This is a genomic window from Burkholderia glumae LMG 2196 = ATCC 33617, from assembly GCF_000960995.1.
In the GTDB taxonomy this organism is placed as follows: Bacteria; Pseudomonadota; Gammaproteobacteria; order Burkholderiales; family Burkholderiaceae; genus Burkholderia; species Burkholderia glumae.
The window spans coordinates 59,172-81,412 of sequence record NZ_CP009435.1 but is presented as its reverse complement, the minus strand read 5'-3'; the positions used below and the strand labels follow the sequence as shown (position 1 = coordinate 81,412).

Here is a 22,241-nt window from a genome sequence, read left to right as displayed (position 1 = left end):
CGCGCCCGGCTTGCGGGCGCACCTTGAAAAATGCCGCCCGGGCGCACGCGGGCGCGCCGGGCGGCGGCTCGGCGCCTCAACCCTGCTTGCGGGCGAGCGCGCGGTGGCCGATGTCGCGGCGATACTGCATGCCCTCGAAGTTGATCTGGTTGATCGCATCGTAGGCCGCCTGCTGCGCGCCGCGTACCGAATCGGACAGCCCGACCACGCACAGCACGCGGCCGCCCGAGGTGACGAGCTTGTCGCCGTCGAACCTGGTGCCGGCGTGGAACGTCACCGCGTGCGCGGTTTCCTCGGGCACGCCGTTGATCCGGTCGCCCTTGCGCGGCGTGTCGGGGTAGCCGTGCGCGGCCAGCACCACGCCGAGCGCGGTGCGGCGGTCCCAGTCGAGCTCGACGGTGTCGAGCGTGCCGGCGATCGCCTGCTCGACCACCTTCGAGAAGTCGCTCTTCAGGCGCGCCATGATCGGCTGCGTTTCCGGGTCGCCCATCCGGCAATTGAACTCGAGCGTGCGCGGATTGCCGTCCTTGTCGATCATCAGGCCCGCATACAGGAAGCCGGTGAAGCGGATGCCGTCGTTCTCCATGCCGCGCACGGTCGGCATGATGATCTCGCGCATCACGCGCGCATGCATCTGCGGCGTGATGATCGGGGCCGGCGAATAGGCGCCCATGCCGCCCGTGTTGGGGCCGCGGTCGCCGTCGAGCAGGCGCTTGTGGTCCTGGCTCGAGGCCAGCGCGAGCGCGTGCTTGCCGTCCACCATCACGATGAAGCTGGCTTCCTCGCCGTCGAGGAATTCCTCGATCACGACGCGCGCGCCGGCATCGCCGAGCTTGTTGCCCGACAGCATCATGTCGACCGCCTCGTGCGCTTCTTCCAGCGACATCGCCACCACCACACCCTTGCCGGCCGCGAGGCCGTCGGCCTTGACCACGATCGGCGCGCCCTTGGCGTCGAGATAGGCGTGCGCGGCGGCCGCGTCGGTGAAGGTTTCGTATTCGGCGGTCGGAATGCCGTGGCGCTTCATGAACGCCTTGGCGAAGTCCTTCGAGCTTTCGAGCTGGGCGGCTTCGCGGGTCGGGCCGAACACTTTCAGGCCGCGCGAGCGGAAATGGTTGACGATGCCGGCGGCCAGCGGTGCTTCCGGGCCGACCAGCGTGAACGCCACCTGCTCGGCCTCGGCGAAATCGGCCAGGTCGTCGAGCGAGCTCAGTTCGATGTTCTTCAGGCGCGCGTCCTGCGCGGTGCCGCCGTTGCCGGGTGCAACGTAGACGGTCTGGACGCGCGGCGACTGGGCGAGTTTCCAGGCGAGCGCGTGTTCGCGGCCGCCGGAACCGACGACGAGTAGTTTCATGGGATTCCCCGCAGGCTAGAAAATGGGGCGGCCGGCGCGCCTTGGGCGGGCCGGCCGCGAAACCTGACGCCGGCCGCCCTTCACCCGAAAGACGGACCGGCGCGCGTTCATTCGTCGACGATGACCGCGTTCGTGTAGACCTCCTGGACGTCGTCGAGGTCTTCGAGCACGTCGAGCAGCTTCTGCATCTTCACGGCGTCGTCGCCCGTGAATTCCACTTCGTTCTGCGGCTTCATCGTCACTTCGGCGAGTTCGGCCTTGAAGCCGGCCGCCTCCAGCGCGTCCTTGACCTGCGAGAACGCCTGCCAGTCGCAGAGCACCTCGATGCTGCCGTCCTCGTTGGTGTTCACGTCGTCGGCGCCGGCCTCGAGCGCGGCCTCCATCAGCGCGTCCTCGGAGGTGCCGGGCGCGAACAGGAACTGGCCGACGTGGTCGAACATGAACGCCACCGAGCCGTCGGTGCCCATGTTGCCGCCGTATTTCGAGAACGCATGACGCACTTCCGCGACGGTGCGCACGCGGTTGTCGGTCATGGTGTCGACGATGATCGCCGCCCCGCCGATGCCGTAGCCCTCGTAGCGGATTTCCTCGTAGTTGGCGCCGTCCGCGCCGCCCACGCCGCGCTCGATGGCGCGCTTGACGTTGTCCTTCGGCATGTTCGCGTCGGCGGCCTTGTCGACCGCCAGGCGCAGGCGCGGGTTCGAGTTCGCGTCGCCGCCGCCCAGGCGTGCCGCCACCTGGATTTCCTTGATCAGGCGCGTCCAGACCTTGCCGCGCTTGGCGTCGGCCGCTGCCTTCTTATGCTTGATGTTGGCCCATTTGGAATGACCAGCCATACCAGTTCTCCGTCGCCCGCGCCGTGCGGCGGGCGTGTCTTAAGCGATGGGTTGCGGTGCGTTGTGGCGCCGTGCCGCGAGAAGTCGTTGGTTCGCGTGTCGTCCCGCTCGCGCGGCAACCGGTGCCGGGGGCGGGGCCGGCCCGTCGGGGGCCGGAAACGCGAAGCACGCGATTTTACCATGCGACGAAGCGCGCACCGGACCGGTGCCGGCGCTCACGCGCTGCCAGGCGGGGCCGGGCGGCGCGGCGCCGCCGGCCGCTGGCGCGGCGCGTGGCCGGCGCTCAGTTCTTGGTGCCGAACAGCCGGTCGCCGGCGTCGCCGAGGCCCGGCACGATGTAGGCGTGGTCGTTCAGGTGCGAATCGAGCGAGGCCACGTAGACCTTCACGTCCGGATGCGCGTCCTGGAACACCTGGATGCCTTCGGGCGCGGCCACCAGCGCCAGGAACAGGAGGCGCTCGCCCGGCACCTGGCGGCGCTTGAGCACGTCGACGGCGTGGACCGCCGAATAGCCGGTGGCGATCATCGGATCGCAGAGGATGAAGGTGCGGTCCTCCAGGTCGGGCAGGCGCACCAGGTATTCGACCGGGCGGTGGTCGTCGGCGCGATAGACGCCGATGTGGCCGACGCGCGCCGACGGCACCAGGTCGAGCAGGCCGTCCGACATGCCGATCCCGGCGCGCAGCACCGGCACGATCGCCACCTTCTTGCCCGCGATCACCGGCGCGTCGATCTCGACCAGCGGGGTTTCGACCCGTTTCGTCGTGATCGGCAGGTTGCGCGTGATCTCGTAGCCCATCAGCAGCGTGATCTCGCGCAGCAGCTCGCGGAACGTGCGCGTGGAGGTGTCCTTGTCGCGCATGTGGGTGAGTTTGTGCTGGATCAGCGGGTGATCGAGAATGAAAAGGTTCGGAAAGCGGCTGTCCTGGGTCATGAGGGGCGACGGGCGGCGGAAAAGGGATTCATCGGATTCGGCATGCCGCCTGCGGGGCGCGGCGGCATTGGCGCAAGTTTACCGAAGATGCCGGGGCGCGATCCGGATATTATCGATGTTTCGTGCGCGGGCGCGGCCTGGGCCGGCCGGATCGGCCTTGCCCGTGCGGCGCGCCGCGTTTCGGTGCGGCCTGGCCGCCCGCTCACCGCAAGGACAGACTCGAATGGATCTCGGCATCGCAGGACGGACCGCGCTCGTGTGCGCGGCCAGCAAGGGACTCGGACGCGGTTGCGCGCAGGCGCTCGCGGCCGAGGGCGTGAAGCTCGTGATCGTCGCGCGCACGCAGGCGACGCTCGACGCCGCCGCGGCGCAGATCCGCCAGACCACCGGCGCCGAGGTGACGGCGGTGGCCTGCGACATCACCACGGCCGCCGGCCGCGAGGCGGCACTCGCCGCGTGCCCGCAGCCCGACATCCTCGTGACCAACGCGGGCGGCCCGCCCCCCGGCGACTTCCGCGAGTTCTCGCGCGACGACTGGCTGCGCGCGATCGACGCGAACATGCTCACGCCGATCGAGCTGATCCGCGCCACCGTGGACGGCATGATCGCGCGCCGCTTCGGGCGCATCGTCAACATCACGAGTTCGGCCGTGAAGGCGCCGATCGACGTGCTGGCGCTGTCCAACGGCGCGCGCTCGGGGCTGACGGGCTTCATCGCCGGGCTTTCGCGCAAGGTGGCCGAGCACAACGTGACGATCAACAACCTGCTGCCGGGGCTGTTCGACACCGACCGCATCCAGACTACGCTGGCCGCCTCGGCGAAGGCGGCCGGCAAGCCGGTCGACGAGATGCGCGCGCGCCGCACGCAGGAAATTCCGGCGCGCCGGCTCGGCCGGCCCGACGAGTTCGGCGCGGCCTGCGCGTTTCTCTGCAGCGCGCACGCCGGCTACATCACCGGCCAGAACTGGCTGCTCGACGGCGGCGCCTACCCCGGCACGTTCTGATCCAGCCGGCCCGGGCCACGCGTCCGGGCCACTGGCACGGCTGCCCGCCCGCTGCGAGGGCGGGCGCGTTTCCGGGGCGGCGGCCAGCGCCGCGCGGCTCCGGCCCATTGCTTCACAGGACACTCCCGCATGAACCCACCCCGTATTGCGCTGATCGCGCACGATGCGAAGAAGGACGAAATCGTCGCGCTGGCCGGCGCCTATCGCGACACGCTGGCGCGCTGCGAGCTGGTCGCCACCGGCACCACGGGTGGCCGGATCGCGAGCGCGCACGGCCTGGAGGTGGAGCGCAAGCTGTCGGGGCCGCTCGGCGGCGACCAGCAGATCGGCGCCGAGCTGGCCTCGGGCCGCGTCCAGCTGGTGGTGTTCCTGCGCGACCCGATGACGGCGCAGCCGCACGACCCCGACATCAACGCGCTGGTGCGCGTCTGCGACGTCCACGACGTGCCGGTGGCCACCAACGTTGCGACCGCGCGCGTGCTGCTCGACGATCTGGTGAGGCGGCTGGGGTAAGGATGCGCCGGGCGTGGGGCCCGGCGCATGCCGCTCCCGATTAGTACACTTGCTGGATCAGCAGCGTGGCTTGGCCGCCGTTGTCCGAGCAGATGTCGTCCGAGACATACCCGTACAAGGTTGCAGCGCTGCTGCCGCCGACGTCCACGATGATCGGCTGCGCGCTCACCGGCACGCCCCATTTCGCAGTCAGGACGCCGCCCTGCACGGTCACGCTGGTGATCGCACAGCCACCGGGCGAGCAGGACATGTTGTTCGCCGAGAGCGACATCACGTACCGGCCCGGCGCGAGTTGAAACGTCGCAGCGGTTCCATAGGGGGCGGCGCCTGGCGAGAGCGCGCTCTGGATGCAATTCGACCGCCCGTCGACCGTGACGGACGTGGCGGCGTGCGCGGTGGACGCAAGGGCAAGCAGGAGGGTTGCGACAACGGAAATACGCATGACTCGGATCCTTTGTTGAAATTTTTTGGACTGCACGTTTGCTATCGCGCCGGCCGAAGTAGGCCGGCTCATTCATATCGGCGCGCGCAGACAGATCTTGAGCAACCAAGCCGAATAATCATTTTGTTATCTGCTGCGTGAGGCGTCGCGCCGTGTCTCGCCACGGTATGTGTCAGCAGAATGTCTTCCGACGAGCGAGAATCCTCGTCCGAGCGGCCAGACGGCCGATTCCCCTTATCTCCAACCAGGAGCAGGACGCATGCCGAAAGCAATCCGTTACGACCAGCCGGGCGGCCCGGAAGTGATGAAATGGGTCGACGTCGAGGCCGCCGAGCCGAAGGCCGGCGAAGTGCGCGTGAAGCACCACGCGGTGGGCCTCAACTACATCGACGTCTATTTTCGCAACGGGCTCTATCCGCAGCCGCTGCCCGGCGGGCTCGGCCAGGAAGGCGCGGGCGAGGTGGTGGAGGTGGGCGAGGGCGTCACGGCGCTGAAGGCGGGCGACCGCGTCGCCTACACCGGCGTGCCGCCCGGCTCGTATGCCGAGGAGCGCGTGCTGCCGGCCGACAAGCTCGTCAGGCTGCCCGATGCGATCGGCTACGAAGACGCCGCCTCGATCATGCTGCAGGGCCTCACCGTGCAATATCTGCTGCGCCGTACCTATCCGGTCAAGGCCGGCGACACGATCCTGATCCATGCAGCCGCGGGCGGCGTGGGGCTGCTGGCCTGCCAGTGGGCGAAGGCGCTCGGCGCGACGGTGATCGGCACGGTCGGCTCCGACGAGAAGGCCGAGCTGGCGAAGGCGCACGGCTGCGATCACGCGATCGTCTACACGCGCGAGAATTTCACCGAGCGCGTGAAGGCGATCACGAACGGCGCGGGCGTGCCCGTCGTGTACGACTCGATCGGCAAGGACACCTACATCGGCTCGCTCGACTGCCTTGCGCCGCTCGGCCTGTTCGTCAGCTTCGGCAACGCGTCCGGGCCGCTGCCGGCGATCGACTCGAAGGAGTTGTCCTCGCGCGGCTCGCTGTTCTTCACGCGGCCGACCTTGTTCAGCTACATCGCCAAGCGCGAGGACCTCGAACGCGGCGCGGCCGAGCTGTTCGAGGCGGTCGCCTCGGGCCAGGTGAAGACCAGCATCCGCCAGCGCTATCCGCTCGAACGCGTGGCCGACGCCCATCGCGACCTCGAGGCGCGCCGCACCACCGGCTCGACGATCCTGCTGCCGTAAGCACCGGCACCCGGCATCCGGCTCGACACGGCGGCGCTGCGGCGCCGCCGTGTTCGTTCGCGGCGCCGTGTTTACGCGTTTTTTACACCCCCCGCCCGAGCTTTGACCTGCCCTTTACGCGCGTTCCCATAACGTTGCATCCGTTCGAACAGGAACACGGAGAACACAATAATGGATGCGCTGTATGTAGGCGGTCTGGCACTCTTCACGGTGCTGATCGTCGCGCTGGTCGCGGGGTGCGACAAGCTCTCGCAAATGGGTCGCGGGGGGCGGTCATGAACTGGATGCTTTGGCTCGCGGGGCTCGCTTCCGCGCTGTTGTTCGCATATCTGGTCTACGCGCTGCTGCGCGCGGAGGACATCGAATGAACGCGAACAACCTGTTGCAGGCGGGAATCTTCATCGCCGTGCTGCTGGCGCTTGCCGTGCCGGTGGCCGGCTACCTGAGCCGCGTGATGGACGGCTCGTCGCGCGTGGTGCGCGTGTTCGGCCCGCTCGAGCGCGCGCTGTACCGCGTGGCCGGCGTGGACCCGGGCGCGGAGATGTCGTGGAAGCACTACGCGCTGGCCACCATCGCGTTCAACGTGCTCGGCATGTTCTTCCTCTATCTGTTGCTGCGCATCCAGCAATGGCTGCCGGGCAACCCGCAGCAGTTCCCGGCGATGACGGTGGACGGCGCCTTCAACACGGCGGTCAGCTTCGTCACCAACACCAACTGGCAGGACTATTCGCCCGAGCAGACGGTCAGCTATCTGACGCAGATGCTGGGCCTGACCGTGCAGAACTTCCTGTCGGCGGCCACCGGCATCGTGGTCGTGATCGCGCTGATCCGCGGCTTCGCGCGCCACACGGCCAAGACCATCGGCAACTTCTGGGTCGACATCACGCGCGTGACGCTCTACGTGCTGCTGCCGATGTCGGTGCTCGTCGCCGCGCTGCTGATGAGCCAGGGCGTGATCCAGAACTTCCGCGCCTACACCGACGTGCCGACGCTGCAGGCCTCCAGCTACGCGGCGCCGAAGCTCGACGCGCAGGGCAACCCGCTCAAGGATGCCAAGGGCAATCCGGTGACGGTCGCCACGCCGCTCACCTCGCAGACCATCGCGATGGGCCCGGTCGCCTCGCAGGAGGCGATCAAGATGCTCGGCACCAACGGCGGCGGCTTCTTCAACGGCAACTCCGCGCATCCCTACGAGAACCCGACGCCGTTCGCGAACTTCATCGAGACGCTGTCGATCCTGATCCTGCCTGCCGCGCTCTGTCTCGTGTTCGGCCGCATGATCGGCGACCGGCGCCAGGGCATCGCCGTGCTCGCGGCGATGACGCTGGCGTTCGTGGTGGCGGTCGGCGTCGAGATGGGCGCCGAGCAGCGCGCGAGCCCGGTGTTCGCGGCGCTGCACGTCGACCAGGGCGCGAGCGCGCAGCAGGCGGGCGGCAACATGGAGGGCAAGGAGACGCGGTTCGGCATCGCCCAGACCAGCCTCTTCGTGGTGGCCACCACCGCCGCCTCGTGCGGCGCCGTGGACGGCGCGCACGATTCGCTGACGCCGGTGGGCGGCCTGGTGCCGATGCTGCTGATCCAGCTCGGCGAGGTGATCTTCGGCGGGGTCGGCTCGGGGCTCTACGGGATGCTGGTGTTCGCGCTGCTGGCGGTGTTCGTGGCCGGCCTGATGATCGGCCGCACGCCCGAATACGTCGGCAAGAAGATCGAGGCCTACGAGATGAAGATGGTGTCGATCGTGGTGCTGCTCACGCCGCTGCTGGTGCTGGTGGGCACCTCGATCGCGGTGCTCTCGGCGGCCGGCCGCGCGGGGATCGCGAACCCCGGTCCGCACGGCTTCTCGGAGATCCTCTACGCGTTCAGCTCGGCCGCCAACAACAACGGCAGCGCGTTCGCCGGGCTCACCGTGAGCACGCCGTTCTACAACTGGCTGACCGCGATCGCGATGTGGTTCGGGCGCTTCGGCACGATCGTGCCGGTGCTGGCGATCGCCGGCTCGCTGGCGGCGAAGAAGCGCATCGCCGCCACCAGCGGCACGCTGCCCACCCACGGGCCGCTGTTCGTGGTGCTGCTGCTCGGCTCGGTGCTGCTGGTGGGCGCGCTCACCTACATGCCGGCGCTCGCGCTCGGCCCCGGCGTGGAGCACCTGATGCTGTTCGCCAACGCGCACTGATCGATCCGGGCCGGGCCGCGCGAGCGCGCCAGGCCCAGCCACACAGGTAACGGGAATACGGTATCCGCGCATCGTTCGCGATGCCATCGAGGATCACAATGAATCAACATTCCGCAACGCGATCGATGTTCGACCCGGCGCTGGTGCGCCCGGCGATCGTCGAATCGTTCAAGAAACTCACGCCGCGCACGCAGTTCCGCAATCCGGTGATGTTCTGCGTCTACGTCGGCAGCGTGCTCACCACCATCCTCTGGATCGCCGCGCTCGCCGGCCAGGCCGAGGCGCCGGCCGGCTTCATCCTCGCGGTCACGCTCTGGCTCTGGTTCACGGTGCTGTTCGCCAACTTCGCCGAGGCGCTCGCCGAGGGCCGCTCGAAGGCCCAGGCCGCCTCGCTGCGCAGCGCGAAGAAGGACGTGATGGCCAAGAAGCTCGGCGAGCCGCGTCGGGACGCGCCGGTGCGCGTCACCACGGCCAGCGACCTGCGCCGCGGCGACGTGGTGCTGGTCGAGGCCGGCGACACGATCCCGGCCGACGGCGAGGTGGTGGACGGCGTCGCCTCGGTCGACGAATCGGCGATCACGGGCGAATCGGCGCCGGTGATCCGCGAATCGGGCGGCGATTTCTCGTCGGTCACGGGCGGCACGCGCGTGCTGTCGGACTGGATCGTCGTGAAGGTCACGGCCAACCCGGGCGAGGCGTTCCTCGACCGGATGATCGCGATGGTGGAAGGCGCCAAGCGCCAGAAGACCCCCAACGAGATCGCGCTGACCATCCTGCTGGTCGCGCTGACGATCGTGATGCTGCTGGCCACCGCCACGCTGCTGCCGTTCTCGATCTTCTCGGTGCAGGCGATGGGCGCGGGCCACGTGGTGACCATCACGGCGCTGGTCGCGCTGCTGGTGTGCCTGATCCCGACCACCATCGGCGGGCTGCTCTCGGCGATCGGCGTGGCCGGCATGAGCCGCATGATGCAGGCCAACGTGATCGCCACCTCGGGCCGCGCGGTCGAGGCGGCCGGCGACGTCGACGTGCTGCTGCTCGACAAGACCGGCACCATCACGCTCGGCAACCGCCAGGCCTCCGAATTCGTGCCGGCCGCCGGCGTAGCCGAGGAAACGCTGGCCGACGCCGCGCAGCTCGCCTCGCTGGCCGACGAGACCCCGGAAGGCCGCAGCATCGTGGTGCTGGCCAAGACGCGCTTCAACCTGCGCCAGCGCGACATGGCCGCGCTGCGCGCCACCTTCATCGGCTTCTCGGCGCAGACCCGCATGAGCGGCGTGGACCTGCCCGAGCGCGAGATCCGCAAGGGCGCGGCCGATGCGATCCGCCAGTACGTCGAGGCGCATGGCGCGCGCTTCCCCGAGGACGTGCGGCGCGCCGTGGACGACATCGCGCGGCGCGGCAGCACCCCGCTGGTGGTGGCCGAGCGGCACGGCGACGCCACGCGCGTGCTCGGCGTGATCGAGCTGAAGGACATCGTCAAGGGCGGCATCAAGGAGCGCTTTGCCGAGCTGCGCAAGATGGGCATCAAGACCGTGATGGTGACGGGCGACAACCGGCTCACCGCCGCCGCGATCGCGGCCGAGGCCGGCGTCGACGACTTCCTCGCCGAGGCCACCCCCGAGACCAAGCTCGCGACGATTCGCGAGCACCAGTCGGCCGGGCGGCTCGTGGCGATGACGGGCGACGGCACCAACGATGCCCCGGCGCTGGCCCAGGCCGATGTCGCGGTGGCCATGAACACCGGCACGCAGGCGGCCAAGGAGGCCGGCAACATGGTCGACCTCGATTCGAATCCGACCAAGCTGATCGAGATCGTCGAGATCGGCAAGCAGATGCTGATGACGCGCGGCTCGCTGACGACGTTCTCGATCGCCAACGACGTCGCCAAGTATTTCGCGATCATTCCGGCCGCGTTCGCCACCACCTATCCGCAGCTCGACGCGCTGAACGTGATGCACCTGGCCACGCCGGCCTCGGCGATCATGTCCGCGGTGATCTTCAACGCGCTGATCATCGTGCTGCTGATTCCGCTCGCGCTCAAGGGCGTGCGCTACCGCGCGCTCGGCGCGGCCACGCTGCTGCGCCGCAACCTGCTGGTCTACGGGCTCGGCGGGATCCTGGTGCCGTTCGTCGGCATCAAGCTGATCGATATCGTGCTGGCCGCCCTCGGCTGGGTATAAAGGAAGGTTCGTCATGAAGACCCTGATTCGTCCGCTCCTCGTCCTGTTCACGGTGCTGGTCGCCGTCACGGGGCTCGCGTATCCGGCGGTGATGACCGCGTTCGGCTCGGCCGTGTTCCCGTCGCAGGCGGGCGGCAGCCTGATCGAGCTGAACGGCAAGGTGGTCGGCTCGGCGCTGATCGGCCAGCCGTTCGACGCGCCGCAATACTTCTGGGGCCGGCTCTCGGCCACCAGCCCAATGCCGTACAACGGGCAGGGTTCGAGCGCCTCGAACCTCGGCCCGACCAACCCGGCGCTGGCCGACCAGGTCAAGGGCAGGCTCGACGCGCTGAAGGCCGCCGGCACCGATCTCTCGCAGCCGGTGCCGGTGGACCTCGTGACCGCCTCGGGCAGCGGCCTCGATCCGGAGATCAGCCCCGCCGCGGCGGACTACCAGATCGCGCGCGTCGCGAAGGCGCGGGCGATGTCGGCCGACGCGGTGCGCCAGCTGGTCGACGCCCATACGCGGGGCCGCCAGTTCGGCGTGTTCGGCGAGCCGCGCGTGAACGTGCTGGAACTGAACCTCGCGCTCGACGCGAGCAAGGCAGCGCACTGAGCGGGCCCGATGGTTCGGCGCGGGGCGCCCGGTGCGCCCCGCCTTTTCTTTTTCCGGGGTTTGGCACCACAATGCAGCGACATCCCACGACGCGCCGCCCGCGACCCGCGGCGGCGCCCCTCGCATGAACCGTCCCGATCCCGACCAGCTTCTCGACAAGCTCCAGCGCGAGGAGGAGAAGCAGCAGCGCGGCCGGCTGAAGATCTTCTTCGGCGCCTCGGCCGGCGTCGGCAAGACTTACGCGATGCTGCGGGCCGCGCGCTCGCGCGCCGACGAGGGCGTCCGCGTGCTGGTCGGCATCGTCGAGACGCACGGCCGGCGCGAGACCGCGGCGCTGCTCGACGGGCTCGACCTGCTCGCGCCGCGCGTGATCGAGCATCGCGGCCGGCGGCTCGAGGAGTTCGATCTCGACGCGGCGCTCGAGCGGCGCCCGCAGCTGGTGCTGGTCGACGAGCTGGCCCACTCGAACCTGCCGGGCTCGCGCCACCTGAAGCGCTGGCAGGACGTGCACGAACTGCTCGACGCCGGCATCGACGTCTACACCACCGTCAACGTCCAGCACCTCGAAAGCCTCAACGACGTGGTCGGCGCGATCACCGGCATTCGCGTCTGGGAGACGGTGCCGGACCGCGTGTTCGACGCGGCCGACGAGGTCACGCTGGTCGACCTGCCCGCCGACGAGCTGCTCGAACGGATGCGCGACGGCAAGGTGTACCTGCCGCAGCAGGCCGAGCGTGCGGTGCGCAACTTCTTCCGCAAGGGCAACCTGATCGCGCTGCGCGAGCTCGCGCTGCGCCGTACCGCCGACCGCGTCGACGCGCAGATGCGCGAGTACCGCGCCGACCGCTCGATCGCGCGCATCTGGCAGGCGCGCGAGCGGCTGCTGGTGTGCGTCGGGCCCGGGCCGGAGGCTCCCACGCTGGTGCGCGCGGCGGCGCGCCTCGCCGCCGGCCTGAAAGCCGACTGGATCGCCGTGTACGTGGAGACGCCGCGTTCGCAGCGGCTCGACGATGCGCGGCGGCGCCGGCCGCTCGATGCGCTCAAGCTCGCGGCCGAGCTCGGCGCCGAAACCGTCACGCTCGCGGGCGGCGACGCGGTGGCCGCGCTGATCGGCTACGCGCAGGTGCGCAACGTCTCGAAGCTGGTGGCGGGCGGCTCGCCGCGCACCGGCTTCGCGCGCCGGCTCGCGCGGCCGTTTGGCGAGCGGCTCGCCGAGCGCGCCGGCGACCTCGACCTGATGCTGTTGCGCACCTCGGCGCAGGACGAGGCGCGCCGCGCGCCGTCCGACGCCGGCGCGCTGGCCTGGCGCGACGCGTTCCTGCGGCTGGCTGGCGAGCGCTCGCCGCCGCGCCACTACGCCGTGGCCGCCGCGATCTGCGCGGTGCTGACCGGCATCGCGAGCCTCGCGCAGACGCGCCTCGACCTGACCAACCTGGTGATGCTGTACCTGCTCGGCGTGGTGTTCAGCGCCGTGCGGCTCGGGCGCGGGCCGGGCGTGATGCAGTCGTTCCTGTCGGTCGCCGCGTTCGATTTCTTCTTCGTGCCGCCGCAGATGTCGCTGTCGGTGTCCGACACGCAATATCTGCTGACCTTCTTCGGCATGCTGCTGACCTCGCTCGTGATCAGCCACCTGACCTCGAGCCTGACGCGCGCGGCGGGCCTGGCCGAGCGGCGCGAGCGGCGCACCGGCGCGATGTACGCGATGGCGCGCGAGCTGGCCGCCGCACTCACGGCCGAGCAGATCGTCGAGATCGGCAGCCGCCACGTGGCCGAGGTGTTCCGCGCGCGCGTGGCGATGCTGCTGCCCGACAGCGCCGATCAGGTGCGCCAGAAGATCGAGAACCCCGACGAGGCGCTGACGCTGACGGGCGCCGCACTCGACAGCGACGTCGGGCAGTGGGTCTACGACCAGCAGAAGCCGGCCGGGCGCGGCACCGACACGCTGCCGGCCGCGCAGGCGCGCTATCTGCCGCTGAAGGCGCCGATGCGCACGCGCGGCGTGCTGGCCGTGGTCACGCAGGACGCGCGCGAGCTCGACATGCCCGAGCAGCAGCGCATGCTCGACGCGTTCGCCGCGCAGATCGCGCTCGCGCTCGAACGCGTCCATTACGTCGAGATCGCGCGCGACGCACTCGTCAGCATGGAATCCGAGCGGCTGCGCAACTCGCTGCTCTCGGCCATCTCGCACGATCTGCGCACGCCGCTCACCACCATCGTCGGCTTCTCGTCGATGCTGGCGGGCCTGCACGAGGCGGCGGGGCAGGGCGGGGCGGGTGCCGCCGGGGCGGCCGAGTCCGCCGCGAGCCGCGAACGCGAGCTGGTCGAGGCGATCCACGACGAGGCGCTGCGCATGACCGGGATCGTCACCAACCTGCTCGACATGGCGCGGCTGCAGGCCGGCAGCCTGCAATTGAAGCGCCAGTGGTCGCTGCTCGAGGAAACCGTCGGCGCCGCGCTCGGTGCCTGCAAGCGGGTGCTGGCGCACCATCCGGTGCAGGTGCGGCTGCCGGCCGACCTGCCGCTGCTGCAGACCGACGCCGTGCTGATGGAGCGGCTGTTCGCGAACCTGTTCGAGAACGCGGCGAAGTACACGCCGGCCGGCGCCGCGCTCGTGATCGGCGCCGAGCGCATCGACGAGGACGGCGCGCCGTTCGTGCGCGTCACCGTCGACGATCACGGCCCGGGCCTGCGCGCCGGCATGGAGGCGCGCATCTTCGACAAGTTCACGCGCGGCGAGAAGGAATCGGCCACGCCCGGCATCGGGCTCGGGCTCGCCATCTGCCGTGCGATCGTCGATGCGCATGGCGGTAGAATCGGTGCGCGCAACCGGCTCGCGCCGGACGGCTCGATACTGGGTGCGCAGTTCTGGTTCACGCTGCCCGTCGATGCGCCGCCGCCCGTGCCCGAGTCCGACGAGGCCGGCGAGGCCCACGCCGAGCGGACCGCGGCGGCCGGCAGCGCGCCGGACGAGGACGGGCCAGGCGGTGCCGGCCAGACTCGTGCGCGCGTCGCCCGCGCCGCTTTCGAACCTCCGTTGAAGCCCGACCATGAGTGAACCGACGCTGACCGTCGTCCTGATCGAAGACGAAAAACAGATCCGCCGCTTCGTGCGCACCGCGCTCGAGGCCGAGGGCATCGCCGTGTTCGATGCCGAGACCGGCAAGCAGGGGCTGATCGAGACGGCCACGCGCAAGCCCGATCTGGTCATCGTCGATCTCGGGCTGCCCGACACCGACGGCCTGGACGTGATCCGCGAGCTGCGCGGCTGGTCCGAGCTGCCGGTGATCGTCCTGTCGGCGCGCACGCGCGAGGACGAGAAGGTGGCCGCGCTCGACGCCGGGGCCGACGATTACCTGACCAAGCCGTTCGGCGTGTCCGAGCTGCTGGCGCGGATTCGCGCGCACCTGCGGCGGCGCAACCTCGGCGGCGCGAACGATACGCCGTGCGTGAAGTTCGGCGCGGTCACGGTGGATCTCGCGCTGCGCGTCGTCACGCGCGCCGGCGCGCCGGTACACCTGACGCCGCTCGAATACCGCCTGCTCGCGACGCTGGTGCGCCACGCGGGCCGCGTGCTGACGCACCGGCAGCTGCTGCGCGACGTCTGGGGGCCGTCGCACGTCGAGAGCCACCACTATCTGCGGATCTACATGGCGCATCTGCGCCAGAAGCTCGAGGCCGACCCGGCGCAGCCGGAGCACATCGTCACCGAAACCGGCGTGGGCTACCGGCTGGTCGGCGCCGCCTGAGCGGCGGCCGGCTCGGCAAGCGGCAGCGATGCGGGAGCCGCGGCCGGTAACTACGGTCGGCTTTTTGTCGTGATTTTGATATAATTCGGGCCGAACCGGGACGACCCGGTCGCGTCTTTCGATTCACGGGGACGGCCCCGTCGTTCGCCATGGAGCCCCCCATGTCCTGGATCCTCCTGTTCTTCGCCGGCCTGCTCGAAATCGCCTGGGCGGCGGGCATGAAAGCGTCGGCAGGCTTTACGCGCCTCTGGCCGTCCGTATTTACCCTGGTCACGGCGCTCGGCAGCTTCGCGCTGCTCGCGCTGGCGATGCGCCAGTTGCCGCTCGGCACGGCCTACGCGGTGTGGACCGGCATCGGCATGGTCGGCGCCTTCGTGGTCGGCATCGTGCTGATGGGCGAGGCCGTCACCTTCCTGCGCGTCGCGAGCGCCCTGCTCGTCGTGCTCGGCCTGGTCGGCCTGAAAGTGAGCTCGGGCCACTGAGCCCGTGCGGCCAGCGCTCGGCGCCCCGAGCGCTGGCTCGGTGCTTTGCCGTGCGATGCCTGCTGCGGCGCGTCTATAATGGAGCGACATTTTCCCGGAACGATGCCGCCGGCAGCCCGTCGAGGCGCCGGCGGTGCGTCCGTCTCGCCGGCCGCCGCGCCGGCACGCGCGTTCGGCGCGCAAGGAGACCGCTCATGGTCGAGGCCATTTCGCTCGGCGCGGGGCTCGCTTGGGCGAGCGGGCTGCGCCTGTATCTGACGGTGCTGATCGCCGGCGTGCTCGCGCGCACCGGCCTCGTTCATCTGCCCGATACGCTGGCGGCGCTGACCTCCCCATGGGTGATCGGCGTGGCCGCGGTGCTCGCCATCGCCGAATTCCTCGCCGACAAGATTCCCGCGTTCGATTCGCTCTGGGACGCGATCCACACCTTCATCCGGATTCCGGCGGGCGCGGTGCTCGCCGCCGGCGCACTCGGCCACGCCGATCAAACCATGCTGATGACCGCCGGGCTGGCGGGTGGTACGCTGGCCGGCTCCGCCCACGTCGCGAAGGCCGGCACGCGCGCGCTGATCAACCTGTCGCCGGAGCCGGTGTCGAACTGGATCGCCTCGGCGACCGAGGACGGCCTCGTCTGCGTCGGCCTCGCGCTCGCGTTCTTCGTCCCGCTGCTGTTCCTCGCGATGATGATCGGCTTCGTCGCGTTTGCCGCGTGGGTGCTGCCGAGGCTCTGGCGCGGCGTGTCGGGCGGATTTCGCGGGATGGCGCACCAGATGGTGTCGCGCCTCAATTCACTCGGGGGCAAGCGGGATTGACGACGCAGCATGAGGGAGTTCGCGCCGCACGCGGCGCGCGTCTGGGGGCTGGTGAGCTGGCACGGCAAGCGATCCGGATGACGATGCGCGACTGGCGCGCGGGCGAGCTGACCCTGCTCGTGCTCGCGCTGGTGCTGGCGGTGGCGGCGCTGACCAGCGTGGGCTTCCTGTCCGACCGGCTGCGCCAGGGGCTCGAGCGCGACGCGCGCCAGATGCTCGGCGCCGATTTCGTGGTGCGCGGCGACCGCCCCGTCGACCCCTCGTTCGCCGCCGCCGCGCGCGCCGACGGATTGGCCACGGCGAGCACCGCGATTTTCCCGAGCATGGTCGGCGGCACCGGCGCCGGCGCGCCGTCGCGGCTCGCCGCCGTGAAGGCCGTCTCGGCCGGCTACCCGCTGCGCGGGCGGGTGGAGATCGCCGCCTCCGCCGGTGCGCCGGGCCGCCCGGCTGGCGCGATTCCCGCGCCCGGTACGGTGTGGGCCGATCCCGCGCTGCTCGACGCGCTGCATCTGAAGGTCGGCGACGCGGTGCGGGTCGGCCGGCGCCACTTCACGATCGCCGCGGCGATCACGCGCGAGCTCGACCGCGGCTTCTCGTTCGTCAATTTCTCGCCGCGTCTGATGCTGCGCGAGGACGAGCTCGCCTCCACCGGCCTGGTCGGCTACGGCAGCCGCGTCACCTACCGGCTGCTGGTGGCCGGCCCCGACGCGGCCGTGGCGCGCTTCGCGGCGTTCGCGCATCAGCGCGTGGACGGCGGCAAGCTGCGCGGCGTCGCGCTCGAATCGCTGCAGGAGGGCCAGCCGCAGGTGCGCGAGACGCTCGACCGCGCGCGCCATTTCCTGACGCTGGTCTCGCTGCTCACGGCGCTGCTCTCGGCGGTGGCGATCGCGATGGCCGCACAGCGCTACATGCGCCGCCATCTCGACGGCTGCGCCGCGATGCGCTGCCTCGGTGCCAGCCAGCGCACGCTGGCCGGGCTCTTCACGCTCGAATTCGTCGCGATCGGCGTCGCCTCCGGGCTGCTCGGCGCGGCGCTCGGCTACCTGGGCCATCTCGTGCTGCTGGCCGTGCTCGGCAGCCTGATCGATGTGGTGCTGCCGCAGCCCGGCATCGCGCCCGCGCTGGTCGGGGTGGGCGCCGGGCTGGTGCTGCTGCTCGGCTTCGCGCTGCCGCCGCTGATGCCGCTCACGCGCGTGCCGCCGGTGCGCGTGCTGCGCCGCGAGTGGGGCGGCGAGGGGCGCGCCGCCTGGCTCGGCTACGGGCTCGGCGTGGTGCTGTTCGCGGCGCTGCTGATCGCGGCGGCCGGCAACCTGATGCTCGGCCTGATCGTGGCGGGCGGCTTCGCGGGCGGCCTCGTGCTGTTCGCGACGCTGGCACGCGTGCTGTTGTTCGCGGCCGCGCGCGCGGTGCGCGACGCGCGGGTCGGGGCCGGGCTCGGCTGGCGCTACGCGATCGCCTCGCTGCATCGGCGCGGCGCGGCCAGCGCGCTGCAGATCACCGCGCTCGCGCTCGGCCTGATGTGCCTGCTGCTGATCTCGATCACGCGCGACGACCTGGTGGCCGGCTGGCGCAAATCGACGCCGCCCGACGCGCCGAACCAGTTCCTGATCGACATCCAGCCCGATCAGCGGCCCGAGGTGGTTCGTTACCTCGCCTCGCAGGGCATCGACGACGCGCCGCTCGAGCCGATGGTGCGCGGCCGCCTGATCGCGATCGACGGCCGCCCCGTGAACCCCGACAGCTACGCCGAGGCGAACACGCGCCGGCTCGTCGACCGCGAATTCAATCTGTCGTACACGACGCAGCTGCCCGACGACAACCGGATCGTGGCAGGGCGCTGGTTCGGCGTTTCCTCGCAGCCGCAGGTGTCGATCGAGGCGGGGCTCGCGAAGGCGCTCGGCGTGAAGCTCGGCGACACGCTGCGCTTCGACGTGACCGGGCTCACCGTGGAGGCGCCCGTGACCAGCATCCGCAAGCTCGACTGGGGCACCTTCCGCGTGAATTTCTTCGTGCTGATGCCGCCTGCCGCGCTGGAGGACATGCCGGCGATGTACATCACGAGCTTCCATCTGCCGCCGCGGCGCTCGCGCGTGATCGACGGGTTGATCGCTCGCCAGCCCGGCATCACGGCCATCGACGTCGCGCCGATTCTCGCGCAGGTGCAGCGCGTGCTGCTGCAGGTGGTGGGTGCCGTGCAGCTGCTGTTCGGCTTCACGCTCGCGGCGGGCATCCTGGTGCTCTACACGGCCTTGGCCGGCAGCCGCGACGAGCGTGAGCGCGAGGCGGCGCTGCTGCGCGCGCTCGGCGCGTCACGCGCGCAGATCGGCGCGGTGCAGCGCGCCGAATTCGTGATCGTTGGCACCATCGCCGGCGTGTGCGCGGCGCTCGGCGCGCTCGCGATCGGCTCGGTGCTGGCCGTCCAGGTGTTCCGTTTCGAACTCGCGCTCAATCCTTGGCTGGTGCCGGCCGGCATCGCCGCGGGCATCGTCTGCGCGGGCGCGGCGGGCTGGTGGAGCCTGCGCCGGGTGCTGGCGCGTCCGGCGCTGCGCTCGTTGCGCGATGCCTGATGCGGTATCGTTGCGCTTTTCCCGAATTCCGGTTTCCCGTATGACCGACGATGTGACCGACGACAGCGCGCAGGCGAAGCCGAGCGCGTTCGACCTGGTGGGCGGCGAGGCGCGCGTGCGCGAGCTGATCGACCGCTTCTACGACCTGATGGATCTCGAACCCGAGTTCGCGGGAATCCGCGCGCTGCATCCGGCCTCGCTCGACGGCTCGCGCGACAAGACCTTCTGGTTCCTGTGCGGCTGGCTGGGCGGCCCCGACCATTACGTGAGCCGCTTCGGCCATCCGCGGCTGCGCGCGCGGCACCTGCCGTTCCCGATCGGCTCGTCGGAGCGCGACCAGTGGCTGCGCTGCATGGCCTGGGCGATGGAGGACATCGGGCTGGCGGCGCCGCTGCGCGAGCGGCTCATGCATTCGTTCTACGATACGGCCGACTGGATGCGCAATCGACCGGGTTGAGGCGTGCGGCGGCGCGGCGCTCGCGCCGCTTGGCTCAAGGCTTGGCGCCGCCTTGCGGGGTGCGCACGTAGACGCGCAGCAGCTCCTTGTCGTCGCCGGGCCGCGCGCCCGACCAGAACGGCTGCCACTCGGCGCCGGGCTCCGGCGTGACCGCGCGCAGCCCCTGCACGATCAGCCAGGTGCAGGCCGTGTCGGCGGGGTTGGCGACCGGCCGGTGCTGGATGCCGGTGAAGTAATAGAGCATCGGCGCTTCCGACTCGCCGAGCCCGAGGCTCGCCATGCAATCGCCTTCGCTCCACTGCGGCTTGAGCTGCCGGTCGAGGCTCGCGAACACCGAGCGATAGCTCTTGGCGGCGTCGAGCCACGGCAGCAGCAGCGTGAAGATCAGCCCCCACACCAGCAGCACGCCGGTCGCCCACGATAGCGCGCCGCGCCATTTGCCGGTCGTGCGCAGCGACGGCAGCAGCCACAGCCAGCCGATCGTCAGTGCCACCGCGGCGAGCGTGAACGGCAACTCGAGCGGCGCGGTCCAGTCGAGCGGCAGCCAGCGGCCGAGCCAGCGAATCGGCTCGCGCGACGCGTGGTACGAGGTGACGATCGACCAGATGTACCAGGCGAGGCCGGCCGCCGCGCCGAACAGCACGCGGCTCAGGTAGTCCCAGCCGCGCGCGACCCGCGTCGGCAGGCGGGCCACGGCGTCCGCCGCCAACAGCGCGAGCGGCGCGATGAACGGCAGGATGTAGAGCTGGCGCGAGGTGGCGGCCATCTGCAGCACGATCATGCCGATGCCCGCGAACAGCGCGGGCAGCCCGACGGCCGGCACGCGCCAGGCACGCCAGCGGCCTGCGGCGAGCGCCCAGGCCGCGAGCGGGCCGACCGGGAAGCCGACCGTGAGCAGCGCGCGCCAGATGAACAGCGGCTTATCGTTCTCGGCGCCGAGACGCGGCACCGAAAAGCCGAAGAAGCGGCCGACGTTGTTGTCCCAGAACCAAGTCATGAACAGCGTCTCGGAGCGCAGCAGCAGCGCGATCGGCCAGATCAGCGCGAACGGCGCGAACACCAGCGCGGCCACGCCTAGCGAGCGGAAGAACGCACGGCTGCGGCAGGCCGGATACAGCACGAGCAGTGCCGCGAGCGTCGCGCCGAACACCAGTGGCACGAACAGGCCCTTGGTCATCAGCGCGATGCCGACCCCCGCGCCGAAGCCGGCCGCCGCGAAGCGGCCCGCGGGGCGCCCGCCGCAGCGGGCCGTCACGAGTTCGAGCAGCGACGAGAACGCGATCGCGGTACCGGCCATCAGCGCCACGTCGGTCATCATGTCGTGGACGTGCTTGACCACCACCAGCGTGCCCGCGCAGAGCGCAACCGGGCCGATCACGTCGAGATCAAACCAGCGCCGCGCGCCGCTCGCAATGCGCGCGGCGCGGGCCATGAAGCCGAACGCGAGCGCAGCGAACAGCGCGCTCGCCAGCCGCGCCGCGTCGTGCAGCGGCAGGTAGCGGCCGAACAGCTTGGCCAGCGCCGCCGCGGTCCAATCGTAGAGCGGCGGCTTCTCGAGGAACGGCTGGCCGGCGTTGGTCGGCACGATCAGGTCGCCGGTGTCGAGCATGTGCTGGATGATGCCGAACGTGTAGGTCTCGTCCTGCTTCCAAGGGTCGTGGCCGAGGATGCCGGGCAGCAGATACGCGCAGGCCACCGTGGCGACCAGCAGCCAGACGCGCAGCCCGGTCAGCGCGAATGCGGCTGCCTGCACGCGCGGCCAGGCGTGGTCGGCGAGCGGCATTGCGGCCTGGGTGGTGGCGCTTGTCTTGCCGGCGGGTGGGCGCTCCGAGCCTTTGGTATGACGAAAGGGGGCGGGTGCGGACGAGCGCGCACCGCCGGGAGTTGCGGGTCCCTGCATCGAAGAACGTCTCAGAAATCGGTTGCCCAGCCAGCGACTTCGGCCGGTTGGTGAGGATTGCCGTGGGGAGGCGAAACGCGGCGGATACCACGATGGCCCTAGTAAAGCACGTTTTTATTACCACTTGTTACGTAAACTGTCGTGCCAGTGTGAGAATTTTTCGAGCGTGTGCAAATTTGTCGATTGCACGTTTGCGCGCGTCGTTTTTGTGCGACAGCGCGGGAGCCGTCGACGGTGAATCGGTGGACGTGTCATGGCTTCGAGACGGCGCGAGCGGCCGGTTTCGGCGTTTCGGCGCCAGGCAGGGGCGGTGCTGACGGCGGCTCTCGGCCGGCGAACTCGTGGTGGGTATGCCGGCTAGCGGCCGTCGCCTACGTCGGCCAGCGTGCCGATCACATAGGACGGGCCGTCGCCGAGCAGCCAGACGATGGCCTCGGCCACCTCGTCGGCCCGACCCGGCCGGCCGATCGGCGTGAGCGCGCCGAGCCGTGCAGCGAGCGATGAGACGTTGACGATCGCGCGCCGCGTGCGCCGCGATCGGTGGGCGGCTACCGGGCGGCCTCGCGCGCGCAGAGGTAGGCGCCCAGCACGTTGACGTCGAACACGCGCCTGAGCCGCGCGAGGTCCATCTCGGCGAGCGGCTGCGGCGGCGCGACGATCCCGGCATGGTTGACGAGCGCGTCGAGCGGGCCGAGTTCGGCCTCGACGGCATCGAACATCGCGATCACGTCGGCCTCGACGGCCACGTCGCCGCGAATCGTGGCGGCACGCCCGCCGGCGGCGCGGATCGCCTCGGCGACGGCCGGCCGCCTGCGCGTCGCGCGCGTAGTTGACGCCGACAGCTCAGCCGCGCGCCGCGGCGAGCCGTGCGATGGCGGCCCCGATGCCGCGGCTCGCGCCCGTCACGAGGACGCTCTGGTCGAGCGGGACGGACATCGGGGCGCGGCGCCTGGGCCGGGTTGGCGGGCAAGACCCGCGCACTGGTCGGGCGCGGCGAGGAGGGCGGCGCG

18 protein-coding genes and 1 pseudogene are annotated in these 22,241 nt (G+C 70.6%); 13 read left to right on the top strand and 6 right to left on the bottom strand.

Annotated elements, in window-relative coordinates; all coding sequences use genetic code 11:
- Positions 1–76 precede the first annotated feature (76 nt).
- The 3 genes from purD to upp all read right to left on the bottom strand — a co-directional run bounded on the left by purD (position 77) and on the right by upp (position 3,124).
- Positions 77–1,354, bottom strand: a complete 1,278-nt coding sequence (gene purD / locus KS03_RS12945; RefSeq protein ID WP_015876579.1) for a phosphoribosylamine--glycine ligase — start codon at positions 1,352–1,354, stop codon at positions 77–79.
- A gap of 107 nt (positions 1,355–1,461) precedes the next feature.
- A complete protein-coding gene (locus tag KS03_RS12940; RefSeq protein WP_015876578.1) occupies positions 1,462–2,190 on the bottom strand; it encodes a YebC/PmpR family DNA-binding transcriptional regulator in 729 nt (242 codons plus the stop codon).
- A gap of 283 nt (positions 2,191–2,473) precedes the next feature.
- Positions 2,474–3,124: a uracil phosphoribosyltransferase gene (gene upp, locus KS03_RS12935; protein ID WP_015876577.1), complete on the bottom strand. Its 651-nt coding sequence runs from the start codon at positions 3,122–3,124 to the stop codon at positions 2,474–2,476.
- Between the two features lie 223 nt (positions 3,125–3,347).
- Here upp and KS03_RS12930 point away from each other — a divergent pair, with 223 nt between their 5' ends.
- Both KS03_RS12930 and KS03_RS12925 read left to right on the top strand, forming a co-directional pair.
- Complete coding sequence (locus tag KS03_RS12930; protein ID WP_015876576.1) at positions 3,348–4,127, top strand: SDR family oxidoreductase; 780 nt, start codon at positions 3,348–3,350, stop codon at positions 4,125–4,127.
- A gap of 129 nt (positions 4,128–4,256) precedes the next feature.
- On the top strand, positions 4,257–4,640 hold the full coding sequence (locus KS03_RS12925; RefSeq protein ID WP_015876575.1) for a methylglyoxal synthase: 384 nt from the start codon (positions 4,257–4,259) through the stop codon (positions 4,638–4,640).
- Between the two features lie 40 nt (positions 4,641–4,680).
- On the opposite strand, the gene KS03_RS12920 is transcribed toward KS03_RS12925, so the two are convergent.
- Positions 4,681–5,082, bottom strand: coding sequence for a hypothetical protein (locus tag KS03_RS12920; RefSeq protein ID WP_015876574.1), 402 nt, complete (start codon positions 5,080–5,082; stop codon positions 4,681–4,683).
- 259 nt (positions 5,083–5,341) lie between these two features.
- Between KS03_RS12920 and KS03_RS12915 the strand changes: the two genes are divergently transcribed.
- The 11 genes from KS03_RS12915 to KS03_RS12860 all read left to right on the top strand — a co-directional run bounded on the left by KS03_RS12915 (position 5,342) and on the right by KS03_RS12860 (position 19,331).
- The gene (locus KS03_RS12915; protein WP_015876573.1) at positions 5,342–6,316 is read left to right on the top strand and encodes a quinone oxidoreductase family protein; all 975 of its coding nucleotides are present in this window, start codon (positions 5,342–5,344) and stop codon (positions 6,314–6,316) included.
- A gap of 275 nt (positions 6,317–6,591) precedes the next feature.
- Positions 6,592–6,684 (top strand): K(+)-transporting ATPase subunit F, encoded by a 93-nt coding sequence (kdpF, locus tag KS03_RS12905; RefSeq protein ID WP_035981539.1) that lies wholly within the window; start codon positions 6,592–6,594, stop codon positions 6,682–6,684.
- A complete protein-coding gene (kdpA, locus tag KS03_RS12900; protein ID WP_015876571.1) occupies positions 6,681–8,489 on the top strand; it encodes a potassium-transporting ATPase subunit KdpA in 1,809 nt (602 codons plus the stop codon). Before kdpF ends, kdpA begins: the two co-directional genes overlap by 4 nt.
- A 98-nt stretch (positions 8,490–8,587) precedes the next feature.
- Positions 8,588–10,672: a potassium-transporting ATPase subunit KdpB gene (gene kdpB / locus KS03_RS12895; RefSeq protein WP_015876570.1), complete on the top strand. Its 2,085-nt coding sequence runs from the start codon at positions 8,588–8,590 to the stop codon at positions 10,670–10,672.
- A gap of 13 nt (positions 10,673–10,685) precedes the next feature.
- Positions 10,686–11,267, top strand: a complete 582-nt coding sequence (gene kdpC, locus KS03_RS12890) for a potassium-transporting ATPase subunit KdpC (RefSeq protein WP_015876569.1) — start codon at positions 10,686–10,688, stop codon at positions 11,265–11,267.
- Between the two features lie 124 nt (positions 11,268–11,391).
- Positions 11,392–14,322, top strand: a complete 2,931-nt coding sequence (locus tag KS03_RS12885; RefSeq protein WP_015876568.1) for a sensor histidine kinase — start codon at positions 11,392–11,394, stop codon at positions 14,320–14,322.
- Complete coding sequence (gene kdpE, locus KS03_RS12880; RefSeq protein WP_015876567.1) at positions 14,315–15,013, top strand: two-component system response regulator KdpE; 699 nt, start codon at positions 14,315–14,317, stop codon at positions 15,011–15,013. Before KS03_RS12885 ends, kdpE begins: the two co-directional genes overlap by 8 nt.
- 161 nt (positions 15,014–15,174) lie before the next feature.
- Complete coding sequence (locus tag KS03_RS12875) at positions 15,175–15,495, top strand: DMT family transporter (RefSeq protein ID WP_015876566.1); 321 nt, start codon at positions 15,175–15,177, stop codon at positions 15,493–15,495.
- A 194-nt stretch (positions 15,496–15,689) separates the two neighbouring features.
- Entirely contained in the window at positions 15,690–16,307 is a 618-nt protein-coding gene (locus KS03_RS12870) for a DUF4126 domain-containing protein (protein ID WP_015876565.1), read from the top strand.
- An 83-nt stretch (positions 16,308–16,390) separates the two neighbouring features.
- Positions 16,391–18,874 (top strand): ABC transporter permease, encoded by a 2,484-nt coding sequence (locus KS03_RS12865; protein WP_230674412.1) that lies wholly within the window; start codon positions 16,391–16,393, stop codon positions 18,872–18,874.
- A 40-nt stretch (positions 18,875–18,914) separates the two neighbouring features.
- Complete coding sequence (locus KS03_RS12860) at positions 18,915–19,331, top strand: group II truncated hemoglobin (protein WP_015876563.1); 417 nt, start codon at positions 18,915–18,917, stop codon at positions 19,329–19,331.
- A gap of 34 nt (positions 19,332–19,365) precedes the next feature.
- Here the strand turns inward: KS03_RS12860 and KS03_RS12855 are convergent, their stop codons facing one another.
- Positions 19,366–21,231 carry an ArnT family glycosyltransferase gene (locus tag KS03_RS12855; RefSeq protein WP_015876562.1) on the bottom strand — a complete coding sequence of 622 codons (1,866 nt, stop codon included), beginning with the start codon at positions 21,229–21,231 and terminating at the stop codon, positions 19,366–19,368.
- 357 nt (positions 21,232–21,588) lie between these two features.
- Positions 21,589–22,167, bottom strand: a pseudogene (locus KS03_RS29940) (SDR family NAD(P)-dependent oxidoreductase).
- Positions 22,168–22,241: the final 74 nt, after the last annotated feature.

Excerpts from the sequence above, each read along its gene's own strand:
- kdpA (WP_015876571.1), top strand. The coding sequence starts at position 6,681 with ATGAACGCGAACAACCTGTTGCAGGCGGGAATCTTCATCGCCGTGCTG.
- KS03_RS12940 (WP_015876578.1), bottom strand. The coding sequence starts at position 2,190 with ATGGCTGGTCATTCCAAATGGGCCAACATCAAGCATAAGAAGGCAGCG.
- KS03_RS12860 (WP_015876563.1), top strand. The coding sequence starts at position 18,915 with ATGACCGACGATGTGACCGACGACAGCGCGCAGGCGAAGCCGAGCGCG.
- purD (WP_015876579.1), bottom strand. The coding sequence starts at position 1,354 with ATGAAACTACTCGTCGTCGGTTCCGGCGGCCGCGAACACGCGCTCGCC.
- KS03_RS12930 (WP_015876576.1), top strand. The coding sequence starts at position 3,348 with ATGGATCTCGGCATCGCAGGACGGACCGCGCTCGTGTGCGCGGCCAGC.
- upp (WP_015876577.1), bottom strand. The coding sequence starts at position 3,124 with ATGACCCAGGACAGCCGCTTTCCGAACCTTTTCATTCTCGATCACCCG.
- kdpE (WP_015876567.1), top strand. The coding sequence starts at position 14,315 with ATGAGTGAACCGACGCTGACCGTCGTCCTGATCGAAGACGAAAAACAG.
- KS03_RS12925 (WP_015876575.1), top strand. The coding sequence starts at position 4,257 with ATGAACCCACCCCGTATTGCGCTGATCGCGCACGATGCGAAGAAGGAC.
- kdpB (WP_015876570.1), top strand. The coding sequence starts at position 8,588 with ATGAATCAACATTCCGCAACGCGATCGATGTTCGACCCGGCGCTGGTG.
- kdpF (WP_035981539.1), top strand. The coding sequence starts at position 6,592 with ATGAACTGGATGCTTTGGCTCGCGGGGCTCGCTTCCGCGCTGTTGTTC.
- KS03_RS12915 (WP_015876573.1), top strand. The coding sequence starts at position 5,342 with ATGCCGAAAGCAATCCGTTACGACCAGCCGGGCGGCCCGGAAGTGATG.
- KS03_RS12885 (WP_015876568.1), top strand. The coding sequence starts at position 11,392 with ATGAACCGTCCCGATCCCGACCAGCTTCTCGACAAGCTCCAGCGCGAG.
- kdpC (WP_015876569.1), top strand. The coding sequence starts at position 10,686 with ATGAAGACCCTGATTCGTCCGCTCCTCGTCCTGTTCACGGTGCTGGTC.
- KS03_RS12855 (WP_015876562.1), bottom strand. The coding sequence starts at position 21,231 with ATGCAGGGACCCGCAACTCCCGGCGGTGCGCGCTCGTCCGCACCCGCC.
- KS03_RS12870 (WP_015876565.1), top strand. The coding sequence starts at position 15,690 with ATGGTCGAGGCCATTTCGCTCGGCGCGGGGCTCGCTTGGGCGAGCGGG.
- KS03_RS12875 (WP_015876566.1), top strand. The coding sequence starts at position 15,175 with ATGTCCTGGATCCTCCTGTTCTTCGCCGGCCTGCTCGAAATCGCCTGG.
- KS03_RS12920 (WP_015876574.1), bottom strand. The coding sequence starts at position 5,082 with ATGCGTATTTCCGTTGTCGCAACCCTCCTGCTTGCCCTTGCGTCCACC.
- KS03_RS12865 (WP_230674412.1), top strand. The coding sequence starts at position 16,391 with ATGCGCGACTGGCGCGCGGGCGAGCTGACCCTGCTCGTGCTCGCGCTG.